This window comes from Litoreibacter halocynthiae (genome assembly GCF_004365635.1).
In the GTDB taxonomy this organism is placed as follows: Bacteria; Pseudomonadota; Alphaproteobacteria; order Rhodobacterales; family Rhodobacteraceae; genus Litoreibacter; species Litoreibacter halocynthiae.
Window position 1 is genome coordinate 270,615 of record NZ_SOBH01000003.1, and the last position, 25,871, is coordinate 296,485.

The following is a 25,871-nucleotide window of genomic DNA, read 5'->3' on the forward strand; positions in this document are numbered from 1 at the left end:
TGACGGCTAGTTGATCAGACCCGCGTGGATCATCGCGTCTTTGATCATCAGGCGCGTGCCCTCTTCCAGCTTGGTCAGCGGGGAGCGCACCTCGTCAGAGCATTTGCCTAGCAGCGACAGGCCGTATTTGGCCCCTGCAACGCCCGGTTCGGTGAAGATCGCCTTATGGAGCGGCATCAGGCGGTCGAGCTGGATCAGCGCGGTCGCATAGTCGCCGTTCAGCGTGCTGGCTTGGAACTCGGCACAGAGCTTCGGCGCGACGTTGGCGGTGACCGAGATGCAGCCAACGCCGCCATGGGCGTTGTAGCCAAGGGCGGTTGCGTCCTCGCCGGACAGCTGGATGAAGTCGGTGCCGCAGGTCATGCGCTGTTGCGGGACGCGGGACAGATCGCCGGTCGCGTCCTTGACGCCGATGATGTTCGGGTTCTTGGCCAGCTTGCCCATGGTTTCCGGCGTCATGTCGACGACCGAGCGGGGCGGGATGTTGTAGATGATGATCGGCAGACCCACGGCGGCGGCGGCCTCGAAATGGGCGATCAGGCCGCGTTGGGTCGGCTTGTTGTAATAGGGCGTGACCACCAAGGCAGCATCGGCTCCGGCTTTCTTGGCGTGCTCGACCAAGCGCACGGTCTCGACCGTGTTATTTGAACCTGCGCCTGCGATGACAGGGATGCGGCCAGCGGCGGTTTGGACCACGGCGTCGACCACGGCGTCATGCTCTGCATGGGTCAAGGTCGGGCTTTCACCAGTGGTGCCGACAGGAACGAGGCCGTTGGAGCCTTGTTCTATATGCCACTCAACCAAGTGTTTGAGCGCGTCAAAATCCACCGAGCCGTTTTTGAACGGCGTGACCAGTGCGGGCATTGAGCCTTTGAACATGACACGTTCTCCTTTGATTAAGATGTCTCTTTGCTCCGATACCGTTGGCGGAAGGTCGCTGCAAGGGGGCAGATGCCATCTTAGTGAGTTGCAAGGGGCGGGTGTCCGCCTACCTAATGGGGATGAGTCGCGCGAAAGGGTGGTTGTGATTACAAGGTTTTGTGGTGCTGTTCTGGCGGTCTGGATGGGCTGTGTGGGCGGCGTGGCGGCACAAGACGCGCCCCCTTTGGCCAAAGCGATTGCAGCCGCCGGATCGCGCGACTGGGACAAGGCGGCGGAGTTGCGGGCCGGACTTTCCGATCCAATCTCGCGGGAGGTTCTGGACTGGATGCGGATGCGCGGGCGGCAGGGCAGCTTTAGCGAATGCGTCGATTTTTTGAGCCGTAACAGCGACTGGCCGGGACTTCCTTTGCTGCGCTTGCGGTGCGAATATTCCATCCCCAGAAGCGGCGTTGCCCCGCAGCTGGTGCTGGATTTCTTTGCCGCCACGATCCCGCAAACGGGCACCGGATCGCTGCGCCTGATCGAGGCGCTAAACGCTACCGGTCGGAAAGACGAGGCCGTTCAGGAGGCGCGTCGGGCGTGGCAGGTGTTCAACCTCGCACAGGTCGAGCATGACGCGTTCATCGAGCGCCATGGTGATGACTTGAAGGATTTGCACACGGTCCGGCTTGACCTGCTGCTGTGGCGTGGCGAGGAGAAAGCCGCGCGCCGGATGTTCAATCTGGTGTCCGAGGACTGGGCGAAGCTGGCGGTGGCGCGCCTGGGCTTGCGGGGGCTGGATCGCGGTGTCGACAACATGATCGAAGCCGTGCCCGCGTCCTTGGCAGAGGATGCAGGTCTTGCCTATGAGCGGTTCTTGTGGCGGGCGCGGAAGGGCCGGACCGAGGGGGCGGTTGAAGTTTTGTTGCAGCGGTCGTTGTCGGTGCAAGACCTTGGGCGACCGATTGAATGGGCGGACAGGCGGCGCTCGATTGCGCGCCAGCTTATGCGCGACGGAAAACATGCGGAGGCCTATGCCGTCGCGTCCCAGCATTTTCTGACGGCGGGGTCGGCCTATGCCGATCTGGAATGGCTGTCGGGATTCATTGCGCTGCGGAAGCTGAACGCGCCGAAGCAAGCGCTTGTGCATTTCAACAGTTTTCAGGAAGCGGTGGAGACGCCGATTTCCCTAGGTCGGGCCGGATACTGGCTGGGGCGGGCTTATGAGGCGGACGGGAATGCGGAACTTGCCAAGGCGGCGTATGAGTTCGGTGCGTTGTACCAGTCGTCGTTCTATGGCCAGTTGGCGGCGGAGCGTGGGGGCGTCCCGCGTGACCCGAAGATGACAGGTGCGGAAAAATTTCCGGACTGGCGCACGGGCGAATTCACCAAATCCTCGGTCTATGACGCGGCGGTTACCTTGCATCTGGCGGGACTTCTGAGCCTGTCAGAGCGGTTTTTGGTGCATCTTGCCGAAAGCCAGACACGTGACGGCATTGGCCAGATGATTGACCTGGCGCTTGAATGGGACGAGCCGCACATCGCGTTGATGCTGGCCAAACAGGCGGCACGGCAGGGCTATGAGATTTATCACGGCTATTTCCCGTTATCGGTGCCAAAAGGTGTCAAAATGGAGATTCCAGAGGAGTTCGCCCTGTCCATCGCGCGGCGCGAAAGCGAGTTCGACCCGACGGTGGTGAGCGGCGCTGGCGCGCGCGGGTTGATGCAGTTGATGCCCGGCACGGCGCAGGAAGTGGCGGGCGAGATTGGCGAGGATTATGAGCGGTCCCGCCTGACGGATGACCCCACTTACAATGCGCGGCTTGGCACGGCGTATCTGCGGTCCTTGTCGGAGCGGTTCGGGGCCAATCCTGTCCTGATGTCGATCGGCTACAATGCCGGTCCAAGTCGGGCGGAGCGCTGGCCAGCGATGTTTGGCGACCCGCGCGGGTCGGATGTGGATGTGGTGGACTGGATCGAGGGCATTCCGTTCCGCGAGACCCGAAACTACGTGATGCGGGTGACGGAAAGTTTCGCCCCATACCGTGCGCGTTTGAACGGCAAAGTGGATGACATCAAGTTGAGCGACCAACTCAAGCAGTAGCGCGGCGCGCCCGCCAGAGAGTGAAAATCCCTGCCGCGATCACCAGACCCGCGCCGATGACCACATTGGTGCGCAGGTCCTCGTTGAAGACGAACAGCCCGATCACCGAAACGAACACCAGTTGCAGGTAGGCGAAGGGTTGTACGGCGGAGGCCTCGGCGACTTCGTAGGTTTTGATCAGCAGGTAGTGGCCCGTGGCGCCGGAGATGCACAGGGCCAGCATCCAGAGCCAGTCGCTGCGTGCCATGGGTTCCCAGAACCAGATGCCGATTGCCGAGATCGCCACGGCGCCAGCGACCCCTGTCCAGAAGAAACTGGTCGCGGCGGTATCTTTGCGGGCCACATAGCGGGTGAGCAGGGTGTAGAGCGCGAACATCATCGCCGACACAACCGCCAGCAGCGCGTAGGGGCTGAACACGCCACCACCGGGTTGCAGGATGACCAGAACCCCGATGAAGCCGATGCCGATGGCGGTCCACCGGTAGAGGCCGACCTGCTCGCCCAGAATGGGGCCGGACAGGGCCGCGACGATGAGCGGGTAGGAGATGAAGATCGCCATGCTCTCGATCAGGCCCAGCAAGGTGAAGGCGGCAACGAGGATGCAGACTTCCAGCACAAGAAGCACGCCGCGGAAGATTTGCAATAGAGGTTGTCGCGTGCGGGCGGCGTTGGCGATGGAGCCTGCACGCTTGGCGGACACGGTCAGCACGAAGGCGGCGAAGAACCAGTAGCGGATCATCACCACCATCATCACGTTGTATTCACCCGCCAGATAGCGGGAGATGCCATCCTGCGAGGCGAAGATCAGCATGGTCAGCGACATCAGCATGATGCCGCGTTTGGTGTCGTTGCCGCTCATCTCAGGCGTCCGACGCTCATGTGACGCTTGCGACCGAAGCCTTGCACGCGCTTCACGTCAAACCCCGCGTCGGTGAGGCTGCGACGGACATGACCTGCGGCGGTGTAGGTGGCGAATGTGCCTTTCGGCGCCGTGTGGGTGCCGACCTCAAGCATCAATTCGGGCGACCAGAGTTCGGGGTTCTTGGCGGGCGAAAAGCCGTCGAGGAACCACGCATCGGCCTTGCCAGTCCAGTTCGGCAAGGTCTCGCGCGCGTCGCCGATGATGATGTCGGCATGCAGGCGGTCTGTTCGGATTGTGGTTGCTGGCCAATGGTCGAGCAGGGGCGAGGGGTCAAGGTCCGGGAAGGCCTTTAGGGCGGACTCTATGTCGGCGCGGGCCATGGGGTAGGCCTCGAAACTGGTGAAATGCAGCGTGCCGTTGCCCTGAAAGGCCTGCAACGCAGTTAGCATCGACAGGCCGGTGCCGAACCCCAGCTCAGCGATGTGGAACCCGTCGCGGTAGCGGTTTGGCAAATCGTTTCCTGCCAGAAAGACGTGGCGGGTTTCGTCCAGCCCGCCGGCAAGCGAGAAATAGGGATCGTCGAATCTGGTGGACACGGGGATTGTGCCGTCGCGCCATTCGAGTTGTGCTGTCTGGTCGCTCATGCCGCTTTGCCTTAGGTTCCCGCAGGGCGACACTGAGTAAAGGGGACAACCTTGTCCAGAGCAGAAGTAACGGTGCTGGGGGCGGGTGCGTTCGGCCTGTCGATTGCATGGGTCTGCGTCCAGCGCGGCGCGCGCGTGCGTGTGATTGACCCGAACGGGGTCGCGGCAGGATCGTCGGGTGGGATCGTCGGGGCGTTGGCCCCGCATACGCCCGAGAACTGGAACGACAAGAAGCAATTCCAGTTGGAAAGCCTGCTCATGGCGGGCCGGTTTTGGGCAGAGATCGAGGAGGTCTCGGGACTGACCGCGGGGTATGGCAGGCTTGGGCGGGTGCAACCCGTTCTGGACGCGGCGGGTCTTGCGTTGGCCAACCAACGCGCCGAAGGGGCACGCATGCTTTGGGGGGATGCTGCGGAGTGGCGCGTGGACCGCGCGCAGGGCGATTGGTCCCCAGCCAGCCCGACGGGTCAGGTGATTTTCGATACGCTATCCGCGCGGCTGCATCCGCGTCAGGCTTGTTTTGCTTTGGCGGGAGCGATAGAGGCGTCCGGCGGCGAGATCGTGCGTGACGGCGCTGTTGAGGGCGCAGTGGTGCATGCCACGGGCGTGGAAGGTCTGGTGGCCATGACCGCGCAGCACACGCGTCAGGTGGGAAACGGGGTGAAGGGCCAAGCGGTTCTGCTGGCGCATGAGGCGCGTGACCTGCCCCAGCTGTATTTCGATGGATTGCATGTTGTGCCGCATGCCGATGGCACGGTGGCCGTTGGGTCGACGTCGGAGCGTTACTTTGACGCGCCCGCGTCAACTGATGCGCAGCTTGATGACGTCCTCGCGCGGGCGGTGGCGGGCGTGCCGCTGCTTGGCGGGGCGAAGATCATCGCGCGCTGGGCCGGAGTGCGCCCCCGTGCGCGGTCACGCGCGCCAATGCTGGGCGCGCATCCGTTCGAGGACGGGGCGTTCGTCGCCAATGGGGGGTTCAAGATCGGATTTGGCGTGGCACCCAAAGTGGCGGCGGTGATGGCGGATTTGGTGCTGGACGGTGTCGACCACATCCCGCCGGAGTTTCAGGCCGCGCGTTGCTTGTAGCCCTAGCTTGCGGTCGCCGTCATGCATTGACGCCCGTCTTCTGCCCTTGCCCATAGGGTAAGGCCCCCGTCCACGGGTTTGGCGCAGAAGGTGACCGATTGGTGATCCAACAAAGGCGCGGTTGCACGGAAGTCGAAGGTTGCGAGGTCGCCAAGCAAACCCTCTGCCATGATCATCAGGTATTGCGCCAGAAGTGGCCCGTGCACGACGAGGCCGTCATAGCCCTCGACGTTTCGCGCATAATCGCGGTCGTAATGGATGCGGTGGCCATTGAAGGTGAGCGCGGAATAGCGAAACAGCTCTGTGGTGGTGAAGTTGTGCGATCTGGCAGCGGTTTCGTCCGTTGCTGCTTGCGGTGGGGTGCCGGATTTGGCATCGGCCTCGCGGTAGATCAGGTCCTGCTCTTCCGAGACAAGGAGGGTGCCGCCTTGGGATATCTCGTGGTGCAAGGTGACAAGCCCAAGCGCGCCGGTGCGACCTTGCTTGCGGTTTGCGCTTAGCAATGTGGTGGATTTTCTTGCAGTCTGCCCCAGCGTAGGGCGCGCGTGAAACCGGAGCCTGCCACCCGCCCACATGCGGCGCGGCAGCCCCATGTCGGGGATAAGCGCGCCGGTTTTGGGATGGCCATCCACGCCAAGTTCGCCGCCGGGTTGCGCATCCCAGAAGTATATCTGGTGCCAGAAGGGTCGTATTGCCTCGCCCGACAGAGCAAGCGTCGCCGCAAGGGCCGAGAGGCGCGCGGGGTCCAGAATGTCGTCACAAACGGAGCGGTCTTGATCTTGGGTCATGGCCATATCATCCTCCGCTCGAACGGCGAAAGGCAAGCGTGTAATGACCCCAAAACTGACCGGGCTCGACCATTTGGTGCTGACGGTGCGCGACATCGGGAAGACCGTTGCGTTTTATCGCAATGTGCTTGGGATGGAGGTGCAGGAATTCCAACCTGCGAACGGCTCCACCCGGACAGCCCTGATGTTCGGGCAGCAGAAAATCAACCTCCACGTGGCGGGGGCCGAGTTCCGCCCGCATGGTCGTTGCCCGATGCCGGGCAGTGCAGATTTGTGTTTGCTGACCGACGCGCCGTTGGAAAGCTGGGTCCGGCATCTGGATAATGCGGGTGTCGAGATCGAGGAGGGGCCGGTGGCGCGGAGCGGGGCACAAGGGCCGATCCAGTCCGTCTACATTCGTGATCCCGATGGCAACTTGATCGAAATCTCTGTGTATCTGCCCTAAAGCCTCAGGCCTGACCGCTCACCTCCGCCGCAAGGTCTTCCATTAACTGCGTCAGGGTTTTGACGTAGCGTTCGTTGGTCAGCTTTCCGCTGTCGTCAAACTCGTTTGACGCACCACCGACCAGAACCTCCGGCCCTTGCAGGATGCGCGGTCGAAACGGCACCATGCAGAGCCTTAGGTTGAACTGCGTCCGCTCCCCGCCTGCGCGGCCTGCGGTGGCTGACATGATCGCAACCGGTTTTCCGAGCCACGGGTTGCTTTCCGTGCGGCTGACCCAATCGAGCGCGTTTTTCAGCACACCAGAGATGCCTTTGTTGTATTCGGGCGTGGAGATGATCACCGCATCGGCCCCCTTTATTTGATCGGTGAGGGTTTGGACGCTCTCGGGGATGCCGCTCGTGGCTTCTAGATCACCGTCATAGAGCGGGACCCGTAAGTCTGCCTCGATGAAGCTTGCGGCTTTGCCAAGACGGGCTGCTTCACGGATGAGTTTTCTGTTGAAGCTGTCGCTGCGAAGCGATCCGGAGATACCGAGTAAATTCATTCATCGCCCTCTTTCGTTACGAGATTGCCGTTGCAAATAGTGCTTACCTGTCCAAAGACTACGCGCAAATGACACGGAGGTTCCAATGGCGATCAGACATGGCGGTACAATTCTTGCGGACCAGTTGAAAATTCAGGGCGTGACGCGGGTGTTTTCGGTCCCGGGCGAGAGTTTTCTGGCGGCGTTGGACGGGCTTTATGAAAGCGGCATCCAGAATGTGGTGTGCCGGCAGGAGGGTGGCGCGTCGATGATGGCCGAGGCGCATGGGAAGCTGACAGGGCGCCCCGGCGTGGCGTTCGTGACCCGCGGGCCGGGGGCGACCAACGCGTCGTCGGGGCTGCATGTTGCCATGCAGGACAGCACGCCGATGGTGCTGTTTGTCGGGCAGATTGCGCGGGACCATCGCGACCGAGAGGCGTTTCAGGAGGTCGACTACCGCCAGTTTTTTGGCGGGTTGGTCAAATGGGTGGCCGAGGTTGATCAAACCGAACGGCTGCCTGAATATATCTCCCGCGCGTTCCAGATTGCGCAGTCGGGCCGACCGGGGCCGGTGGTTCTGGCGCTGCCCGAGGATATGCTTTCGGCGGTGGCAGACGTGGCCGATCGCCCCGAAGTTCAAGTGGCTCGGGCGATGCCGTCGACGGACGATGTTGCGCGTGTCATCGACATGCTGGGGCAGGCAAAGCGCCCCTTGGTGATTGCCGGCGGGCCGGGGTGGTCGGCGCAGGCTGCCGCAGATCTGGAGCGCTTTGCGGGCCACATGGATTTGCCCGTCGCGGTTCCCTTCCGGCGGCAGGACTACCTGAACAATGACAGCCCGAATTACGTGGGTGATCTGGGTGTAGGTATGAATCCGGCGCTGGCGAAGCGACTGCAAGCCGCGGACTTGCTGCTGGTGATCGGCGCGCGGGTTGGGGACATTCTGACAAACGGCTACGCGCTGCTGGACCCGGCGGATCATGGCAAGACCCTGATCCATTCCCATCCCAGCCCGGACGAGCCGGGACACGTTTATGCACCGGACTTGGCGTTGGCTTGCAACAGTGCGGCACTGGTCGCAGCGCTCGCGGATGCTGGCCCTCAGGTGGGCAGTTGGACTGACTGGACAGCGCAGGCGCGGGCCGAGTATGAGGTGTGGCAGGAGCCCAAGCAGACACCCGGCCCGGTAAAAATGGAGCAGGTCGTCTCATGGTTGGCAGAACACTTGCCGCAGGACGCAATTCTGACCAACGGAGCTGGAAATTACGCGGCTTTTGTCCACCGCTATCACCGGTTCCGGAGCTACAAGACGCAAGTTGCCCCAACCTCTGGCTCGATGGGATATGGCTTTCCGGCGTCGATCGCCGCCAAGCTGGAGCATCCGGACCGCACGGTTATCTGCTTTGCCGGAGACGGCTGCTTCCAGATGACCTGCAACGAGATGTCAACCGCCATTCAACACGGCGCAGCGGTGATCGTGATTGTAGTCAATAACGGCAAATACGGCACGATCCGTATGCATCAGGAAAAGACCTATCCGGGGCGGGTGTCCGGCACGATGATCGCCAACCCCGACTTCGCCGCCTTGGCCCGCGCTTATGGCGGGACAGGGCAGACGGTTACCCGCACCGAAGATTTTGCGGCGGCGTTCGAGACGGCGCAGAACGACGGAGTTCTATCTGTCATAGAATTGCGGCTGGATGATGAGGTTCTGTCGACTGGCATGACCCTGTCAGAGACCCGCGCGCAGGGCGAACATAACAGTAAATGAGTGTCCTTCAGGGGGCGCACGTGGTCCCCCTGAAGCATTCGAAGACACTCAATACGAGGCTTCACCTTGGACGGCCATCGGGTTTCCACCCTGTACCGCCTAGGCAGTAGATGCGATTCTGGTTTCATCTTGGTTAAAATATTCCCGCCGGAGGCTCTATCCTATCAGCCATGCTGGCGTTTGATAGTTTGGAAGCCTCCGGCGGGAATATTTGGGCCAAGATGAAACACAACCGCTGCCAAGCACCGCGCGTGTTAACCTTAATATCCGGTTAGTATTCCACGCCGATCTGCGCTTTGATGCCGGAGCGGAATGGATGCTTGATCAGCTCCATCTCGGTCACAAGATCGGCCAATTCAATCAGCTCATCTTTCGCGTTGCGGCCTGTCAAAACCACATGGGTCATGTCGGGTTTTTCTTCAGCGAGGAAGGTGACCACTTCATTAATGTCGATATAGTCATAGCGCAGCGCGATGTTGACCTCGTCCAGCAACACCATGTGGTTCGACGGATCGCGGATCAGTTCTTTGGCTTTCGCCCAAGCCGCTTGCGCCATTTCGATGTCGCGGGATTTGTCCTGCGTCTCCCATGTGAAGCCTTCGCCCATAGTGTGGAATTCGCAGATGTCTGAGAATTTTCCCAAGATCAGATCGCGCTCGCCGGTGCTCATGCCGCCTTTGATGAACTGAACCACGGCGCATTTCATATCATGCGCGATGCAGCGGAAAATCATCCCGAAGGCGGCGGAGCTTTTGCCCTTTCCCTTGCCGGTATGCACGATGATCAGACCGCGCTTGTCGGTCTTGGTCGCCATGATTTTATCGCGCGCGGCCTTTTTCTTGGCCATTTTTGTGGCGTGGCGGGTTAGATCGTCTGGGGTCTCGTTGGTCATGATGTGCTCCGGAATTGGGTTGCGGGTAGCCTGTTGGACTGGCCTGCCTGATGCAAGCCTAAAGGCGGTAAGGGGTTGTTAATCATGCAGGGCCTAGGATGGCCTTCTCCGCCAATAACGGGACTTGGCCATGCGCTTGTTGCATTATTTTTTTTTAACTCTTCTTTCGGCCTGCGCTGCGCCCAGCGTCGGCGCGATGGGCGGCTCCAAAGGTTCTGCGACCGTCGGGGCGTATTCTTTTGATGTGAAATTCAGGGGCGGGCATGCCGAGGCGTATCGCTCCAACATCGCCCTTAAACCCAAGTCCCGTGAAGTGTTCGCAGCCGGGACCACTGCCATTGAGCGTGTTACCGGCTGCCATGTCGTCCGGAGTTCCGTTCGGGGCGATGTGGCTGTCATTCAAGCGGATATCCTGTGCTAGGCTGCCGTTGTCCTAGCGGGTGGGTGTTCACAGCAGTCGGTCAATCAACGCCCTTGCAGAGTTTGATTTTGGGTTCCACAGCCCCCGCTCGATAGCTTCGTTCAGCCGTTCCGCCATTTCGCGTAAGGCCGCTGGATTGTGCTCTGCGATGAACTCGCGGGTGTCGTCATTCTCCAGATAGGCCTGATGTACCAAATCGAAATGATGGGACTTTGCGGCCCCCGTGGTGGCAGCAAAGGCGAACAGATAGTCAAGCGTTGCCGCCATCTCGAACGCGCCTTTATAGCCGTGGCGTTTGACGCCTTCGATCCATTTCGGGTTCACCACGCGGGAGCGAACGACGCGGCCGATTTCGTCCTCCAGCGTTCGGATGACCGGGCGCTCAGGACGGGAGTGGTCATTGTGGTAAACAGGGCGCGCACGACCTTGCAAGGTTTCGATCGCCGCCGCCGCGCCGCCTTCAAATTGGTAGTAGTCGTCGCTGTCGAGCAAGTCGTGTTCGCGGTTGTCCTGATTTTGCACCACGGCTTCGGCTTGGCTCAGTCGGGCCTCAAAGCTGGCGCGGTCACGGGTGCCTTCGGCGTCTTTGCCATACGCGTAGCTACCCCATTGCAGATAGGCTTCGGCAAGGTCGGTTTTGTCGGACCAGAGCCGCTCGTCGATCATGGCTTGCAGGCCGGCCCCGTAGGCGCCGGGTTTGGAGCCGAAGACGCGGTGTGCGCCGCCATTGGCGCGGGCGGGGTTGTCGGCCTCGGGCTCGTCGAGTTCCATCACCGCGCGGGCGGCGCTGTCGACCAAGGCGATCAGTTGCGGGAAGGCGTCGCGGAAAAAGCCGGACACGCGCAGGGTGACGTCGACGCGAGGGCGGCCAAGGACGCCCATCGGCAGGATTTCAAAGCCGGTGACGCGGCGGTTTGCGGCGTCCCATTTCGGCTTGCAGCCCATCAACGCCAAGGCTTGTGCGATGTCGTCGCCGCCTGTGCGCATGTTGGCGGTGCCCCAAGCGTTCAGCAGCAAGGCGCGGGGCCAGTCGCCGTGGGTTTGCAGGTGTTTCTCGATCAGCAGATTGGCGGATTTCCAGCCCAAGGCCCATGCGGTGGGCGTCGGGACTGCGCGGCTGTCCACTGAGAAAAAGTTGCGCCCGGTGGGTAAAACATCCATCCGTCCGCGTGTCGGGGCGCCGGATGGTGCCGGGGCGACGAAGTGCCCCTTGAGGGCGCTGAGAAGCCCCGCCCCTTCCATGGGTCCACAGGCGGCGACGGTTGGTTGCACATGTTTTCGGATATGCTCCATCACCGTCGCGCTGGCAGGGCCGGGGGGCGTTTCACCGTCCATCAGGCGGATTGCCAGCTCTTCTAGGCGCTCGATCGTGTCGCCGGTGCTGCGCCATTTGCCGCCCGTCAGAATGTCGGGGCGGGGGCCTGACCAAGGTTGCGCCAGATCGGCCGACAGCGGGTCGAAACCCAGCTTCAGATCGTCAGCCAGTGCACGGATCAGTGACGCGTCCGCGCCTGTGCCATCGCCGCGCGCCACGCGGGTCAGGGCGATGGTCAGGTCACGAGCTTGGACGCCTTCGGGCGAGACCCCGAAAATGTGCAGGCCGTCGCGGATCTGGGCCTCTTTCAATTCGCAGAGATAGGCGTCCAGCTTGGCGAGGTCGGTTTCCTCGTCGCCGGACAGACCTACGTCTTCGGCCAAGCCTGTGGCCGAGGTCATGGACAGGATTTCGCGGCGCAGATGCTCGATGCGACGCGGATCGACGCCTGCGGCCTCGTAGTATTCGTCGACCAGCGCTTCGAGGTCTTTCAGCGGCCCGTAGGTCTCCGCCCGCGTCATGGGCGGGGTCAGGTGGTCGATGATCACCGCTTGCGCACGGCGCTTGGCTTGGGTGCCTTCGCCGGGGTCGTTGACGATAAACGGGTACACGTGCGGCATCGGGCCGAGGGCCGCCTCGGGCCAGCATTCCTCGGACAGGGCGAGCGCCTTGCCGGGCAGCCATTCGAGGTTTCCGTGCTTGCCCAGATGGACGATGGCGTGCGCGCGAAATTCGTGGCGCAGCCAGAAGTAGAAGGCGAGGTAGTTATGCGGCGGCACGAGGTCGGGCGAGTGGTAGGTGTCCGTTGGGTCAATGTTGTACCCACGGGCCGGTTGCAACCCGACGACCACATTGCCGTAATGCAGGACCGACAGGGCGAAGCGTCCGCAATCTACCTCACCCGCTTTGAAGAACGGGTCTGTTTCGGGGGCGCCCCAGCGGTCCTCGATCTGTTGGCGCAGGGCGTAGGGCAGTTGCGCGTAGTCGCGGTGGTAGTCGGCAAGTGACAGATCGACGCCGCCGGTACGCACATGGCGGTCGGTCAGCCAGTTGGTCGGGCCAGCCATCATTGCCTTCATCAGGGCGTCGCTGTCGGGGGGCGGGTTGGCGACGTGGTAGCCTTCATCCGCTAGCAGCTTCAGCACATGAGAGGTCGCGGCGGGCGTGTCTAGGCCGACGCCGTTGGCGAGCCGTCCGTCCTTGTTGGGATAGTTGGCGAGGATCAGCGCGATCTTGCGCTCCGATGTTTTGGCGCGGCGCAGCTTGGTCCAGTTGGCGGCAAGATCGGCCACGAACTGGATGCGGTCGCCGCGTGCGCGATAGGTGGCGATGGGACATTCGGTGGCCTCGTCGAAATAGGCCTCGTCCTTGAAGCTGACCGCGCGGGACAGAACGCGGCCGTCCACCTCGGGCAGGGCCACGTTCATCGCGATGTCGCGGCCGGACAGGCCAGTGAGACCGTCAGCCCACGCGGCCTCGGTCGAGCTGGAGAAGATGACCTGAAAGACCGGGGCCTTATTGGTGAAGGGGGCGGCGAGTGGGTTGAACACCTCCGCGTCGCCTTGATGCGGAGAACCCGTGGCGAAGGAAGTCGCGTTCAGGATTACCTCGGGCGGGGCTTGCCTCAGCAGGTGCTCCAGCGTGGCGAGGCTGACGGGGTCTTTCAGGGAGGCCACAAAGATTGGAAGCGGGTTCAGCCCGTTGCGCAGCAGCGACTTCACCAGCCGGTTCACGGGGTTCAGGCCCGCGCCCTGCACCAACGCGCGGTAGAAGATCAATGGCACGACAGGCGCGTCATCGGCCCATGCCTCTTGCGCGGCGGCGAGGTCGGAGATGCCCGAACCCGGCCAATAGACGCCTGCACGCAGCAGGGGGGAGGCTGGTGACGGGCGCTCGGTTCCGGCGACCATCGCTTGGGCATAGCCTAGGAAGTTTTCCGAATTGGCGGGTCCACCTTCGACGAGATAGGCCCAAAGCGCGTCGTAGTCTTCGTCCGAGACTGTGGAAAGTCCGCGCAACTCGGCGTCGGGTTTGTCGTCGCCGGGGAGCAGCGCCAAAGGGATGCCCGAGTCATGCAGGTGGGCTGCGTATTGCTCCGCGCCGTATTTCCAATAGCCCACACCGCCCAGAACGCGGGCGATCACCAGCTTGGATTTGGTCGCGCAGGCCTCGATATGCAGGTCCACCGACATCGGGTGGATCAGGTGCATCATGGAAGCGAGGCGCAGGCTGGGTGGGGCCGCCATTTCGCCGCGCGCGGCGGAGAGGGCGGCCAGTTCGGTATCGGCGGCGGAGATCACCACGATTTCGGCGGGCGTCTGACCTAAATCAACCGGCTCTTGGCCGTTGTCTATGCTTCCGGGGGTTGCTGCAAGTAGGTGCATGTCAGCGCCTTATGGCTGGCGGAGGATGCCTCCGGCGGGAATATTTTAGCCAAGATGAAACCTAGAGCGGCTTCTCCATGAAGATGCTCGTCTCATTGGCGGCGTAGTCGCCGAACGGGCCGCAGGGTGTAAAGCCGTGCTTGGCGTAGAGGCTGTGGGCGGCGTTCAGGCCTTTACCGGTCTCGAGTTTGAGTGAGGACAGGCGCAGTGCGCGGGTGTGTTTGACGATGTGATCGAGGATGGCGGATGCCGCACCTTTGCCACGGGCGGCCTTGGCGGTGAACATGGATTTCAGTTCTCCATAGTTTCCGATTTGCTTGACCGCGCCGCAGCCGAGCAGCGTGTCATCCTCGCTGGCCACAAAGAAATCAACCTCAGGCGCGCAGAGCGCGTCGATGGAGAGGTAGTGGTTTTCCTCGGGCGGAAACAGCGATGTCATCAGCGCGTGGCTGGCTTGCAAGAGCGCGGTGACCTGCGGGTCACGGGGATCACCGCGCTTTACCATCATGCTTGCAGCGCCGCCGTGATCGCGGCTTGGTCAAGGCCGGATTGACCAATGACGACGAGGCGGGTTTCGCGTGGGGCGCTGCCGAAGGGGCGGTCAAAATACGTATCTACCCGTGGCCCCACGGCTTGCAGGGTCAGGCGCATCGGTTTGCCTTCGACTGCCGCAAAGCCCTTGAGGCGCAAGATGTCGTGGCCGCGGATCACGGTTGCGACTTGCTCGGAGAAAGCCTTGGGGTCTGTAATCTCGCTGCGGGTGACGACGAAGCTCTCGAACTCGTCATGGCCGTGCTCATGTTCGTGATCATGATGGTCGTCGTCATCGTCGTGATGGTGGTGGTGATGCACCTCATGGCGGGCCTCCAGATCGGCCTCTGCGCCCATGCCCTGGCCCAGCAACACATCGACCGGGATTTTGCCCATGGAGGCGCGCACGACCTGAACACCGTCGCGGCTGTCGGCTTTCAGGCTTGCGACCAGCGCGTCCGCCTCATCTTCGCCGAGCAGGTCGGATTTGTTGACCACGATCATGTCGGCGCAGGCGATTTGATCCTCGAACAGCTCTGACAGGGGCGTTTCGTGGTCAAGGTTCTCGTCCAGTTTGCGCTGGGCATCCACGGCGGCGACGTTATGGGCGAAACGGCCTTCGGAGACGGCTTTACCATCGACCACCGTCACCACGCCATCGACCGTTACCTTGGTCGAAATCTCAGGCCAGTTGAAGGCGCGGATCAAGGGTTGGGGCAGGGCGAGACCCGAGGTCTCGATCACAATGTGATCGGGGCGGTTTTCGCGGGCCAGCAGCTTTTCCATGGTCGGGATGAAGTCGTCGGCCACGGTGCAGCAGATGCAGCCGTTGGACAGCTCCATGATGTCATCCTCGGTGCAGGTCTCGTCGCCGCAGCCTTTCAGGATGTCGCCATCCACGCCCAGATCACCGAATTCGTTGATGATGAGCGCGATGCGTTTGCCCTTGGCGTTCTCCAGCATGTGCCGGATCAGGGTTGTCTTACCGGCGCCTAGGAAGCCGGTGACGACGGTGGCGGGGATTTTTTGCATTGGGTTAATCCTGTTGCAGTTTGACCCAGAACCAGGCGCAGCACAGGCCGAGCATGGTCCAAGTCAAAGCGGTTGCGGCCAAAGCGGAGCCGACGAAATGGGCGGCGAGCTCTGGTGCGGCAAAGCCGAAATACGTGTCGAGCCGGGGGGATCCGATGATATGCGGTGCAAATAGCAACACGGCGGCCAAAACCATTGGCCAGACGCCGCGCCCGAAGGCGATGAGGCCAAGCGCGGTTGCAGTACACAGAATGGTTAACAGCCACCAGAGTTGGCGTGGCACCACTTCTGGCCCTGGCGTCGCAGGCAATTGCGGTGGCATGCCCATGGCGGGGGCCAGCTGGAACGTGATAAAGCCGCACAGGCCCCAGATCAGCCCTTGGCGCATGGTCAGCTTGTGGCCATAGCGTTCCGCCAAAGCCATGCCTGCGATCATCAAGAACGCATAGCCCGTGAAGGTCACAACGCTAAATGCGGCAGGCATAAGGTGGCGCGCGGGGTCGTCCATGATGGAGGGGCTGCCCGCGTCGGATTGGGGGGAGCCGTCCACCGCGAAGTGGACCCGCTCACCGGATTCGTAAAGCTCGCCTTCCATGACCATTGGAATGACGGCCCACAGGTTAATGACCGCTGCGAAGAGCCCCGCAACGATCCCAGCGAACACCGCGCTGGTCAAAATATGTTTAAGCATGGCTTAGTGGCAGGGAAACGCCATGGCGTGACGCATGTCGTGGGAGCTGTCGTGCATGACTGTTGCTTGCGCGAAGCCTGCGGAAAACAGCAAGATGGCACCCAGCATGATGGCACCGGCAATGCCCATGAGGCCAGAGTCGACCTTTGCAGTATCTGGCGATTGGGCGATTACTTTAACGTCGTCGTTCATGTCTTTATCTCCTTGCCCCGTCACACCCGACGGGAGGGGTTTCATTGCGCATGGCTGGTCTCCTGGCTCGCGGGTCGATGCATCCTGCCGCCTTCCCAGATTACTCCAGTGGCTCGTTGGCAGGGTGCTCACCGCATACAGTCGCGGGGGCGGCTCCGGAGTTGCGTCCCTAATTGGGTCACGCCTACCGAATTCCCATTTTTCCCCACTGTGCTTTGCACGTCGCGGGGAACCATGCTTGGGCACAATGCGTCAGGGGCGCCGTGCGGGTCAAGGTCGATTCCGACAGCCCACATGCATTTCGCGGCACGCTAACTTAAGCGAAAATTCGCAACATCTTGGGGATAACCCTGTCTAGTCGGCCATATGCAGTGGTTTTACGTTGACTCATAGGGGCTAGGTTCAAACAATAACCCACTACACACCGATTCCCCCGCGAGGTCCGCATTGCGCTTCTCTAAACTCAGACTGAACGGCTTCAAAAGCTTCGTGGACCCCACGGAGCTGGTGATAGCTGACGGCCTGACGGGTGTTGTGGGGCCAAATGGCTGCGGCAAGTCCAACCTTTTGGAGGCGCTGCGCTGGGTGATGGGTGAGAATCGCGCCAAGTCGATGCGCGGCTCTGGTATGGAAGACGTGATCTTCGCGGGGGCGTCGTCGCGTCCGGCGCGAAACTTCGCGGAAGTGTCCCTGCAAATCGACAATTCGGAGCGTTTGGCCCCTGCGGGGTTCAACGATCTCGACACGCTGGAAATCATCCGCCGGATCACCCGAGACGCAGGATCTGCCTACAAGACCAATGGCAAGGATGTGCGGGCGCGGGACGTGCAGATGTTGTTCGCGGATGCATCGACCGGTGCACATTCGCCTGCTTTGGTGCGTCAGGGGCAGATTTCCGAGTTGATCAACGCGCGGCCCAAGGCACGCCGTCGTATCCTTGAGGAAGCGGCGGGTATCTCGGGGCTGTATCAACGTCGCCATGAAGCGGAATTGAAGCTGAACGGGGCGGAGACCAACCTGTCCCGCGTTGATGATGTAATCGAACAGCTTGCGGCGCAACTGGCCCAACTGGCCCGCCAAGCGCGCCAAGCCGCGCGGTATCGCGAAATCGGGGAGGAGTTGCGCAAGTCCGAAGGGATGCTGCTCTACCGTCGTTGGAAAGAGGCCGAAGACGCGAACCTGACCGCCAGCCAAATCCTGACAGAACGCACGAAACAGGCCGCTATGTCCGAAGCGCAAGTGCGTGAGGTCGCCAAACTGCGTCAAGCGATGGAAGACACCTTGCCGCCATTGCGCGAGGAAGAAGCGATCGCCGCCGCCGTTCTGCAACGCCTGCAGGTTCAGCGCGACACGCTGACGGATCAGGAACGTCAGGCCCAGCAAACGATAGAAACACTGACCGCGCGGATTGATCAGCTGGCCCGCGATATCGAACGCGAAACCGCGCTGAACCGCGATGCGGGCGAGACGATCGAGCGGCTGGAATGGGAAGCCCGCGAAATCGCCAAGGCGTCCGAAGGGCATGTTGCGAAGCTGGACGCCGCCGCGACCGAGGCGCGCGAAGCCGCGACCGTGCTGCAAGATCGCGAGACGCAACTGGCCGAGCATACCGAGGACGTCGCCCGCCTTGCTGCGCGCCACCAATCCGCGCACCGTCTGCGCGAAGACGCCGCCAAGACATTGCAGCGTTACGAGGACGAGGCGAACAAAGCCCGTGCCTCGGTTGATCACGCACAGGCCGCCGCGACCAACGCGGATACGTCGCTGATCGCGGCGCAAACGGCGTTGTCCCAAGCGTCGGTTCAGGCTGAAAAATCCGATACCGATTTGACCGCTGCCGAAGCGGCGCGTTCCGAAGCGCAGAACCGCGAAAGCGACGCCCGCTCACAACGCTCGGAGGCTGAGGGCGAAGCAAACGCCCTGCGTGCGGAGGCCACCGCGCTGTCACGCTTGGTGGATCGGGACACGTCGGAGCAAGGCCAGCTGCTCGATGTCGTTCAGGTCAAATCGGGTTATGAGAAAGCGCTTGGCGCGGCCTTGGCCGATGACCTGCGTGCACCGCAAATCGACGATGACGAAGTCACAGGTTGGGCGCGCCTTGCGGCCTATCCTCAGCCGCAACGCTTGCCGGAAGGCGTTAACCCGCTCACCACCTACGTGACGATTCCCGATGTGCTGGCCCGCCGCATGTCGCAAGTAGGTTTGGTGGATGCCAGCGATGGCAACCGCCTGCAAGAGTCCCTGTTGCCGGGGCAGCGATTGGTCTCGGTGGAGGGTGACGTCTGGCGCTGGGACGGGTTCCGCACGGGGGCTGACGATGCACCTTCGGCGGCTGCGATGCGTCTGCAACAGCTCAACCGACTTGAAGAGTTGAAGCAAGCGCTTGAGGGCGCGACGGCACGTGCCGACGGTGCGCGTCAAGCGCATGAGATGCTGACCAAAGAGCTGGCCGAAGCGGCGCAAGCTGACCGTGACGCGCGAGAAGCCCGCAAGGACGCCGACCGTGCAATGGCCGATGCGTCGCGTGCGGTGTCACGTGCCGAGGGCGAGAAGTCCATTGCCGCAGGCCGCGTCGAAAGCCTTGAACTGGCCGTGACCCGCTATGAGGAAGAGGCGATGGCCGCCCGCGAACGCCTTCGTGAAGCCGACAAGGGTGTGGCTGATCTTGGGGATCTGGACGCTGCCCGTGCCGAGGTCGAAGACGTCAAAATGACCGTCGAGGCGTCGCGCATGACCATGCTGGCGAAACGATCCTCACATGATGAATTGCGCCGCGAGGGCGAAGCGCGGACCAAGCGCAGTCAGGAAATCACCACAGAAGTTAGCGGCTGGAAGCATCGTCTGGAAACCGCTGGCAAACGGATCGGCGAGCTGGAGGAGCGCAAGGTAACCTCCGAGGCAGAGCTGAAAGAAGCCTCAGCCGCGCCGTCGGAGCTGGCCGCCAAGCGCGACGAGCTGACAACCGCGATTGACGAAGCCGAGATGCGCCGGAAAGCGGCGGCAGACAATCTGGCGGAGGCCGAAACAGCCCTGCGTGAAGGTGTGCAAACAGAACGCGAGGCTGAACGCGAAGCGTCCGAGGCCCGCGAAGCCCGCGCCCGTGCGGATGCCCGGGCCGAGGCCGCCAAAGAAACGGTGACCTACGCGGTGGAGCGTATTCGTGAGGACATGGAAACCACGCCGCAGGCGTTGCTCGAAACCTTGGACACTAACCCGGATGACATGCCCCCGGCAGAGCGGGTCGAGGCTGACGTGAACCGTCTGAAACGCCAACGGGATGCGTTGGGTGCCGTGAACCTGCGTGCGGAAGAAGACGCCAAAGAGGTTTCGGAAGAGCACGACAACCTGTTCGGTGAAAAGACTGATCTAGAAGCGGCAATTTCTGCCCTGCGCACCGGTATCGCCTCGCTCAACAAAGAGGGTCGTGAGCGTCTGCTGACAGCGTTTGAGGAAGTGAACTCTAGTTTTGCCACGCTGTTCAAGCACTTGTTTGGCGGCGGCGAGGCGAAGCTGGTCATGGTCGAAAGCGACGATCCGCTGGAAGCCGGCCTGGAGATCATGTGCCAACCACCCGGCAAGAAGCTGTCGACCCTGTCACTGCTGTCCGGGGGCGAGCAAACGCTGACGGCACTGGCGCTGATCTTCGCGGTGTTCCTTGCGAACCCTGCGCCAATCTGTGTGCTCGACGAGGTCGACGCCCCGCTGGACGACGCCAACGTGACGCGGTTCTGTGATCTGCTGGACGAAATGGCTCGCCGGACCGACACGCGCTTCCTGATCATCACACACCACGCGGTGACGATGGCGCGGATGGATCGCCTGTTCGGGGTAACCATGGCGGAGCTGGGCGTCTCGCAACTGGTGTCTGTTGATCTGAAGAAAGCGGAACAGCTGGTCGCGTAACGCACGAAAAATGGGCGCGCAGAACCTCCGCGCGCCCAAATATTTTCGGATTAGTAAGTTTAGCCTTTGTCGTTCCATTCAGGCAGCGCTTCCAAAGTTTCCTTTGTCTGATCAACGTAGACCCGCAGGTCGTCGCCATTGGTTTCGCGCAGGATGTTCAGCTCGCTCATCGCCAGTGCGACCGGCTTCTCGCCGAGGCCGATGAAACCACCCACATCAATGACGGCTTGAGTGATCTCGCCGGCGTCATTCAGGAGCAGTTTCGACACCTCACCGATGTGCTCGTCGTTCTGGTCGTACACGGCAGCTCCGGTCACCATTTCAGTTGTCAGCTTCGATGGATCATAGTTGGTGTAACCGTCGCGTTCCGTAGCGAGCCGAGGTTCGGCCTCATCAGACTTCATATCCATGTGGGCTTCGGTCCACCCACCGACTGAATCTTCGTCGAACTCAGGTGCGCCCTCCAAAGTGGCGCGGTTCGATGTGAAGACTACGAAGTAATCGCCGGCATCATCGCCATCTGCCACCAATTTGAGTTCGCCCATGTTCACGGCAACGGTCTTCTCACCAATGCCAAGGAACCCGCCAATATCCAGAAGAATTGCGCGTGTTTTGCCATCGCGAGACATGATCACGTCGTTAATCTCGCCGATATCTTCCCAATCCGTGGACGCCTCATTTGCGACGGCGTCGACATCGGTTTCAGCGGTATAGATGCGTTTGCCGATCAGGTCCGAAACACGAAGTTCGGCTGCGGTCATGGTGCTCTCTTTAGCGCTGTCGAGAAATGTCATGTTGCTGGAGTGGCCGTCGGCAAGCGCAGGCAGTGCAAGGCCGGTTACGAGGGCGGTGGTAATGAGGAAAGTCTTCATCAGTCTATTCTCCTTTGTCAGTTTTTACGCTTGAAGCGTGTCTGATAGGAGAACGTGAAATTGTGCTGTCCGTTCCCAAAATATACATGGAATATTCTTGGAACTTTAGCGCAGGTCGGGCGTTTTCGGCGTTGTCTTAGGGGCTTCCGGAAAAGCCGAAAGCCCCTGAAACAGTATTGTTTAAACCTTGAAGTCTTCCAAAGATTTTCCGGACTTCAACGCATCTTTCAACCAAAGCGGGCGAGCGCCGCGGCCTGCCCATGTTTTGCTGGCATCATCAGGATGGCGATAAGCTGCCTTCGCAGGTTTTTTTGCGGTCGATTTCTTCGCAGATGTGCGGCCTGTCAAATCATCCAGCGAGAAGCCCAGCTCCTTTGCCTTTGCTTTCACAACGGCCAGTGCTTTTGTTTTTTGTTTTTTGTCGTGACGGGCGATTGCTTTTTCGACACGCAATTTCAGCGATTTGAGTTCTGCCAGTGACAGTGGTTTTAGATCAACTTTTGCCATTTGTTTTATTTAGCTCCCCAGCTTTGTGAATGATGGAGGCAATAAAGCAATTTTTTCCCAATTCCAAGAGTTTCGTGTCCTAGAGCTTTTTGAGCAATTCAACAGTTGGCCAGGCATCCGCCGGCAAGCCAAGGCGCTTTTGTTCCGCCTGCACAGCGCCGCGTGTTCCCGAGCCCAGTATGCCGTCAATCTTGCCAACGTCATGCCCGCGCGCAGCCAGTTTTTTCTGAAGGGCCTTCATATTCGCGTCGGAAAGGCCCGGATCGGGATTGCCCGCATTGTAGACCGGTGCGCCGGAAAGGCGGGTGGCGAAATAAGCGGCTGTCGTCACATAGACGAAGCTTTGGTTCCACTCGAAATAAACGCGAAAATTCGGATAAGCGATAAATGCCGGACCTTTCCGGCCCATTGGCAAAAGAATGGAGCCGCTGTTTCCCTGAAAATTTCCTGATCGTGGTTTGACGCCCATTGCCGCCCACTCGGTCACACCTAGCGTGCTGTCCAACCCTGTTTTCGACCAGTCCATTTGGGACGGGACCTGCACCTCTTGCAGCCACGCCTGACCGGGGGTCCACCCCAAAGACCGCAGCATTTTGGCGCCGGACAGAAGCGCGTCCGGGGCTGATGTTTTCAGGCTGACCTTACCGTCACCATCACCGTCCACACCGTTTTCAATGATGTCCTCCGGCAGCATTTGCACCATGCCAATTTCGCCTGCCCATGCGCCTTTGGTGGTTTTCGGATCGAAGTTGCCACGTTCGAACAATTCCAAAGCCGCGAAAATTTGCGGGCGAAAGAGCTCGGGGCGGCGGCAGTCATGGCTTAGGGTCATCAATGCGTTGAACGTGTTGAAGTCGCCTTGCACAGCGCCGTAATCGGTTTCCAGTGCCCAGAACGCGAGCAGGACGCCAGCAGGCACGCCATAGTCCCGCTCGGCGCGTTGGAAAACAGACGCGTATTTTTTAGCGTTGCTCCGGCCTTTATTAATGCGCGACTGAGAAATGACGCGGCGCGAGAAATCAATGAAATCGCGTTTGAACACACCTTGGGAGCGGTCGGCTTTCAGGACCTTGGGATCCTGACGGGCGGATGAAAAGAAGCGATCAACATCGGATTTGGAATGACCCTTCGATATCGCTTCGGTCTTCATATCGCCAACGAATGAGGCCCAGCTTCCCCCGCAAGCAGCAAAGGCGGCGGGGGTGATCAATGAAAAGACAAGGGCAAGGCAGAGGTGGCGCATTTAAAACTCCAAAAACAATTCCGGCGCAGCCTATGCAATCACCCCCCAGAGGGCAACGAACGCTAGCGTGAGGCACCAGGTCTTCCAAAGCACCGTGACCGATGCATCGATGTCGTCTGGTCCCACGTGGCGGCGGCCCTCTGGGTTCACAAAGGGCTCGTCGCGCAAGGTTCCATCATAGCTGCGCGGACCTGACAGCGAGATACCCAGCACCGACGCCATAGCCGCTTCGGGCCATCCAGCATTCGGGGACCGGTGCAGTCCCGCGTCGCGCTGTGCCACTGTCATGGCGTCAGGTCGCAAATGCACCAACGCGATCAGGATCGCGGTAAGGCGGGCAGCGGGCCAGTTCACCAGATCGTCGAGGCGAGCGGAGGCCCAGCCGAATTCTTCGTACCGGTCGTTTTTGTAGCCGACCATGCTGTCAGCGGTATTGATGATTTTGTAGGCCAGCAATCCGGGAAGGCCGAGCAGCGCAAACCAGAAGACCGGCGCGATCACCCCGTCGCTCAGGTTCTCGGCGGCGCTTTCTATCGCGCCCCGCGCCACGCCGGATTGGTCGAGCGTTTTGACGTCCCGCCCGACAATCCTCGCGACCATTATGCGTCCGTCCCCAAGGCTTAGGCGCAGGGCGCGGGCGACGTCTGACACGTGGTCCGCCAAAGAGCGCTGCGCGATCAGAATTGCACCGATGACGATCTCGACAAGCGGCCCGAACGCGGACAGCACAGCGCCTGCGACCAGTGCGGCTGCAACCAGAAGGACAATCAGCAGGATGCCCTTCGCGCGACGGTCCTTGCCGGTATTCAGCCGGGTCTCAAACCATGAAATCCCCTGACCCATCAGCACGGCAGGATGCGGCACGCGGTCCCAAAGCCATTTCGGCTCGCCCAGAACTGCGTCGAGAAGCATCGCAAATACGACAGTCATAACGCGGCCTCCAGTTGGTCCCAGCGATCCGGCGCAGGCAGGCCAAGGCGCAACCAGCGGTCGGAATACGGGAAGATGCGCGACCAGACGTGACCTTGCGCAAGCTTGTCCTGCCACGCCGCCGCATCACCGACATCATAAAGGCGGAACAGTGTGGTACCGCCTTCCAGCTTGGCACCGGCCTTGGCCATCAGCAAATCCAGCCGCGCCGCGTCCTTGCACAGGCGCGCCCGCGTCTCGTCGGCCCAAGCCAAATCCTCCAGAGCCCTTGCTCCGATTTCCAAGGCTGGCCCAGAGACGGCCCATGGCCCCATCAGATCGCCCAAGCGTTCGATGGTCGCGGGATGCGCAATCGCAAAGCCAAGGCGCAGCCCCGCCAGCCCCCAGAATTTGCCGAAGCTTTTCAGCACAACCCTGTCGATGCGCCAACTGTCGGCGACATGGCTCAGCTCTGGCATGACGTCACAAAAGCTTTCGTCGATGATGGTGTTGCCGGATATGTCTTCTGCACCCCAAACCCGTCCATCGGGATTGTTGGGATGCACCAGAACCGTTACGTCTGACGGGTCGCGATCCTGAACCGCCCAAGCGGCGGCACGAAAGGCGGCGGCGTGCTCGTTATAGGTTGGCGTCGGGATGGTGACGGTCGCGCCCTCAAACAGATGTGGCGCGCGTGCGATCAGGGCCGAGGCCCCTGCGGCAGCGATAGTTTCCGCCTCGTCCGGCACGTCCCAAAACCTGCGTGCGGCCAGAATGATCCGGTCTTGCGCAGCGCGGTCGGGCAGGGCGGTCCAGGCGTCGGATTGAATGGTGCCTATCGGATAGGGAACGGGATTGATGCCCGTCGACAGATCCAGCCATTGCTCTCGTAATCCGCCATAGTGTTCGACGGCGGCGTCTAATCCGCCACCGTGGTCGCGGGGGAGGTTACTCATCGGTCGGCAATGGTGGATGGCGGGTTACGAAATGGCCTTTAATAGCCTGAGGCCATTGCTTGTACGGCACCTGCCCGCTCTCGCTTTCGGCGTGCAGGGCGGCATATCCGACGACGGCTTCGGCGGCTTCTTGCGACGGCTCAAACTCACCGACGGTGTAGTTCAACTTGTTCGCCCCTTGGATCGACACATTGCAGCCGCGCGCACAACCCATCAGGCAGGAATGGCGTCGTGTGCGGACATCTGCGGTTCCCGCTGCGGCGGCTTCGATGAGGTCTGCGAACACTTCGCCGTCAGTCACCCCGGGCGCGCGGGCGTCCCAGTCGTCGCGTTTGCATGTGTCGCAGATGGTGATCCAGGTAGTCATCGGGGGGCTCGCGTTGCAATTCGGTTCAGGGGACCATGAAGCGGAAAATCGCAAAAGACGCAAGAAGCTCACGGTGGCTACCGTTTGTTAACCATTCGTTAGGGAGTCGGAGCGCAATATAGGGCGTCCCTTCAGCACAGGGACCAAAAAGAATTGAATTTTGCGGGAAGCGTACCGGCCAACCCTCGCCTAGGTCGGAGTAGTTAATGGAAGTTCTCATTGTTGAAAATGGGGGTGGCCTCGGCCAGCTCTGGGCTGATCATGTTGGTCGGCTCGGGTGCGAAGTTGCCCTCGTTCATACTCAAACGGAAGCAGAGGCGCTGTTGCGACAGCAGTCGTTCGATGTTCTCGTCATAAATCTCAACCTTCACCCGCGTGCGGGTGATGCGTCAGCCATCGCGGATTATGCAAATTTCCGGCGGCCGGAAGCCAAGGTGGTCTTCGTGACCAGCAACAGCTTCTTCTCCGACGGATCGATTTTCCGCTACATGCCAAATGCATGCGCGATGGTTCCCACCAATACCTTGCCGTCAGACTTGGCGGCATTGGTGGAGTATCACGGCCGCTAGGCC

At 61.1% G+C, this 25,871-nt stretch carries 24 protein-coding genes and 1 riboswitch; of the genes, 7 read left to right on the forward strand and 17 right to left on the reverse strand.

The features are described 5' to 3' along the window. Positions 1-6 precede the first annotated feature (6 nt). The gene (dapA, locus tag BDE40_RS13145; protein WP_134015230.1) at positions 7-879 is read right to left on the reverse strand and encodes a 4-hydroxy-tetrahydrodipicolinate synthase; all 873 of its coding nucleotides are present in this window, start codon (positions 877-879) and stop codon (positions 7-9) included. Positions 880-1,024: 145 nt separating this feature from the next. Between dapA and BDE40_RS13150 the strand changes: the two genes are divergently transcribed. Next, positions 1,025-2,965: a lytic transglycosylase domain-containing protein gene (locus BDE40_RS13150; protein WP_162848090.1), complete on the forward strand. Its 1,941-nt coding sequence runs from the start codon at positions 1,025-1,027 to the stop codon at positions 2,963-2,965. On the opposite strand, the gene BDE40_RS13155 is transcribed toward BDE40_RS13150, so the two are convergent. Further along, complete coding sequence (locus tag BDE40_RS13155; protein ID WP_134015233.1) at positions 2,955-3,824, reverse strand: DMT family transporter; 870 nt, start codon at positions 3,822-3,824, stop codon at positions 2,955-2,957. The genes BDE40_RS13150 and BDE40_RS13155 overlap by 11 nt on opposite strands. Further along, the gene (gene mnmC2, locus BDE40_RS13160; RefSeq protein ID WP_134015234.1) at positions 3,821-4,471 is read right to left on the reverse strand and encodes a tRNA (5-methylaminomethyl-2-thiouridine)(34)-methyltransferase MnmC2; all 651 of its coding nucleotides are present in this window, start codon (positions 4,469-4,471) and stop codon (positions 3,821-3,823) included. The genes BDE40_RS13155 and mnmC2 overlap by 4 nt, the downstream gene beginning before the upstream one ends. A 51-nt stretch (positions 4,472-4,522) precedes the next feature. Between mnmC2 and BDE40_RS13165 the strand changes: the two genes are divergently transcribed. Next, positions 4,523-5,557 carry an NAD(P)/FAD-dependent oxidoreductase gene (locus BDE40_RS13165; RefSeq protein WP_134015235.1) on the forward strand — a complete coding sequence of 345 codons (1,035 nt, stop codon included), beginning with the start codon at positions 4,523-4,525 and terminating at the stop codon, positions 5,555-5,557. Positions 5,558-5,559: 2 nt separating this feature from the next. Here the strand turns inward: BDE40_RS13165 and BDE40_RS13170 are convergent, their stop codons facing one another. After that, the gene (locus BDE40_RS13170; protein ID WP_134015237.1) at positions 5,560-6,345 is read right to left on the reverse strand and encodes an HTD2 family dehydratase; all 786 of its coding nucleotides are present in this window, start codon (positions 6,343-6,345) and stop codon (positions 5,560-5,562) included. A 43-nt stretch (positions 6,346-6,388) separates the two neighbouring features. Here BDE40_RS13170 and BDE40_RS13175 point away from each other — a divergent pair, with 43 nt between their 5' ends. Continuing rightward, positions 6,389-6,790, forward strand: coding sequence for a VOC family protein (locus BDE40_RS13175; protein WP_134015238.1), 402 nt, complete (start codon positions 6,389-6,391; stop codon positions 6,788-6,790). Between the two features lie 4 nt (positions 6,791-6,794). On the opposite strand, the gene BDE40_RS13180 is transcribed toward BDE40_RS13175, so the two are convergent. Next, positions 6,795-7,334 carry an NADPH-dependent FMN reductase gene (locus BDE40_RS13180; protein WP_134015240.1) on the reverse strand — a complete coding sequence of 180 codons (540 nt, stop codon included), beginning with the start codon at positions 7,332-7,334 and terminating at the stop codon, positions 6,795-6,797. Between the two features lie 85 nt (positions 7,335-7,419). Here BDE40_RS13180 and BDE40_RS13185 point away from each other — a divergent pair, with 85 nt between their 5' ends. After that, positions 7,420-9,084, forward strand: coding sequence for a thiamine pyrophosphate-binding protein (locus BDE40_RS13185; protein ID WP_162848091.1), 1,665 nt, complete (start codon positions 7,420-7,422; stop codon positions 9,082-9,084). 271 nt (positions 9,085-9,355) lie between these two features. Here the strand turns inward: BDE40_RS13185 and cobO are convergent, their stop codons facing one another. After that, positions 9,356-9,976, reverse strand: coding sequence for a cob(I)yrinic acid a,c-diamide adenosyltransferase (gene cobO / locus BDE40_RS13190; protein WP_134015241.1), 621 nt, complete (start codon positions 9,974-9,976; stop codon positions 9,356-9,358). A gap of 130 nt (positions 9,977-10,106) precedes the next feature. On the opposite strand from cobO, the gene BDE40_RS13195 reads away from it, so the two are divergent. Further along, positions 10,107-10,397, forward strand: coding sequence for a hypothetical protein (locus tag BDE40_RS13195; RefSeq protein ID WP_162848092.1), 291 nt, complete (start codon positions 10,107-10,109; stop codon positions 10,395-10,397). Between the two features lie 27 nt (positions 10,398-10,424). On the opposite strand, the gene cobN is transcribed toward BDE40_RS13195, so the two are convergent. The 5 genes from cobN to BDE40_RS13220 all read right to left on the reverse strand — a co-directional run bounded on the left by cobN (position 10,425) and on the right by BDE40_RS13220 (position 16,542). Next, positions 10,425-14,096, reverse strand: a complete 3,672-nt coding sequence (gene cobN / locus BDE40_RS13200; protein ID WP_134015245.1) for a cobaltochelatase subunit CobN — start codon at positions 14,094-14,096, stop codon at positions 10,425-10,427. A gap of 61 nt (positions 14,097-14,157) precedes the next feature. After that, positions 14,158-14,604 carry a GNAT family N-acetyltransferase gene (locus tag BDE40_RS13205; protein WP_134015247.1) on the reverse strand — a complete coding sequence of 149 codons (447 nt, stop codon included), beginning with the start codon at positions 14,602-14,604 and terminating at the stop codon, positions 14,158-14,160. Further along, positions 14,601-15,659 carry a cobalamin biosynthesis protein CobW gene (gene cobW / locus BDE40_RS13210; protein WP_134015248.1) on the reverse strand — a complete coding sequence of 353 codons (1,059 nt, stop codon included), beginning with the start codon at positions 15,657-15,659 and terminating at the stop codon, positions 14,601-14,603. The genes BDE40_RS13205 and cobW overlap by 4 nt, the downstream gene beginning before the upstream one ends. Before the next feature lie 4 nt (positions 15,660-15,663). Then, complete coding sequence (locus BDE40_RS13215) at positions 15,664-16,350, reverse strand: CbtA family protein (RefSeq protein ID WP_134015250.1); 687 nt, start codon at positions 16,348-16,350, stop codon at positions 15,664-15,666. Positions 16,351-16,353: 3 nt separating this feature from the next. Continuing rightward, complete coding sequence (locus BDE40_RS13220; RefSeq protein ID WP_134015252.1) at positions 16,354-16,542, reverse strand: CbtB domain-containing protein; 189 nt, start codon at positions 16,540-16,542, stop codon at positions 16,354-16,356. 35 nt (positions 16,543-16,577) lie between these two features. Beyond that, positions 16,578-16,794: riboswitch (cobalamin riboswitch) on the reverse strand. Between the two features lie 195 nt (positions 16,795-16,989). Between BDE40_RS13220 and smc the strand changes: the two genes are divergently transcribed. Further along, positions 16,990-20,445 carry a chromosome segregation protein SMC gene (gene smc, locus BDE40_RS13225; RefSeq protein ID WP_134015254.1) on the forward strand — a complete coding sequence of 1,152 codons (3,456 nt, stop codon included), beginning with the start codon at positions 16,990-16,992 and terminating at the stop codon, positions 20,443-20,445. Between the two features lie 59 nt (positions 20,446-20,504). Here smc and BDE40_RS13230 read toward each other — a convergent pair whose 3' ends face one another. The 6 genes from BDE40_RS13230 to BDE40_RS13255 all read right to left on the reverse strand — a co-directional run bounded on the left by BDE40_RS13230 (position 20,505) and on the right by BDE40_RS13255 (position 25,299). Continuing rightward, on the reverse strand, positions 20,505-21,317 hold the full coding sequence (locus BDE40_RS13230) for a PRC-barrel domain-containing protein (protein WP_134015255.1): 813 nt from the start codon (positions 21,315-21,317) through the stop codon (positions 20,505-20,507). A gap of 180 nt (positions 21,318-21,497) precedes the next feature. Next, entirely contained in the window at positions 21,498-21,824 is a 327-nt protein-coding gene (locus tag BDE40_RS13235) for an H-NS histone family protein (RefSeq protein WP_134015257.1), read from the reverse strand. Between the two features lie 79 nt (positions 21,825-21,903). Then, on the reverse strand, positions 21,904-23,067 hold the full coding sequence (locus BDE40_RS13240) for a lytic murein transglycosylase (RefSeq protein ID WP_134015258.1): 1,164 nt from the start codon (positions 23,065-23,067) through the stop codon (positions 21,904-21,906). Positions 23,068-23,097: 30 nt separating this feature from the next. Continuing rightward, a complete protein-coding gene (cbiB, locus tag BDE40_RS13245; protein WP_134015259.1) occupies positions 23,098-23,997 on the reverse strand; it encodes an adenosylcobinamide-phosphate synthase CbiB in 900 nt (299 codons plus the stop codon). Next, positions 23,994-24,932 (reverse strand): threonine-phosphate decarboxylase, encoded by a 939-nt coding sequence (locus BDE40_RS13250; protein ID WP_134015261.1) that lies wholly within the window; start codon positions 24,930-24,932, stop codon positions 23,994-23,996. The genes cbiB and BDE40_RS13250 overlap by 4 nt, the downstream gene beginning before the upstream one ends. After that, on the reverse strand, positions 24,925-25,299 hold the full coding sequence (locus BDE40_RS13255) for a DUF1636 family protein (RefSeq protein ID WP_134015263.1): 375 nt from the start codon (positions 25,297-25,299) through the stop codon (positions 24,925-24,927). The genes BDE40_RS13250 and BDE40_RS13255 overlap by 8 nt, the downstream gene beginning before the upstream one ends. A 206-nt stretch (positions 25,300-25,505) precedes the next feature. Here BDE40_RS13255 and BDE40_RS13260 point away from each other — a divergent pair, with 206 nt between their 5' ends. After that, on the forward strand, positions 25,506-25,868 hold the full coding sequence (locus BDE40_RS13260) for a response regulator (protein WP_073143836.1): 363 nt from the start codon (positions 25,506-25,508) through the stop codon (positions 25,866-25,868). The last annotated feature ends 3 nt before the right edge of the window (positions 25,869-25,871 follow it).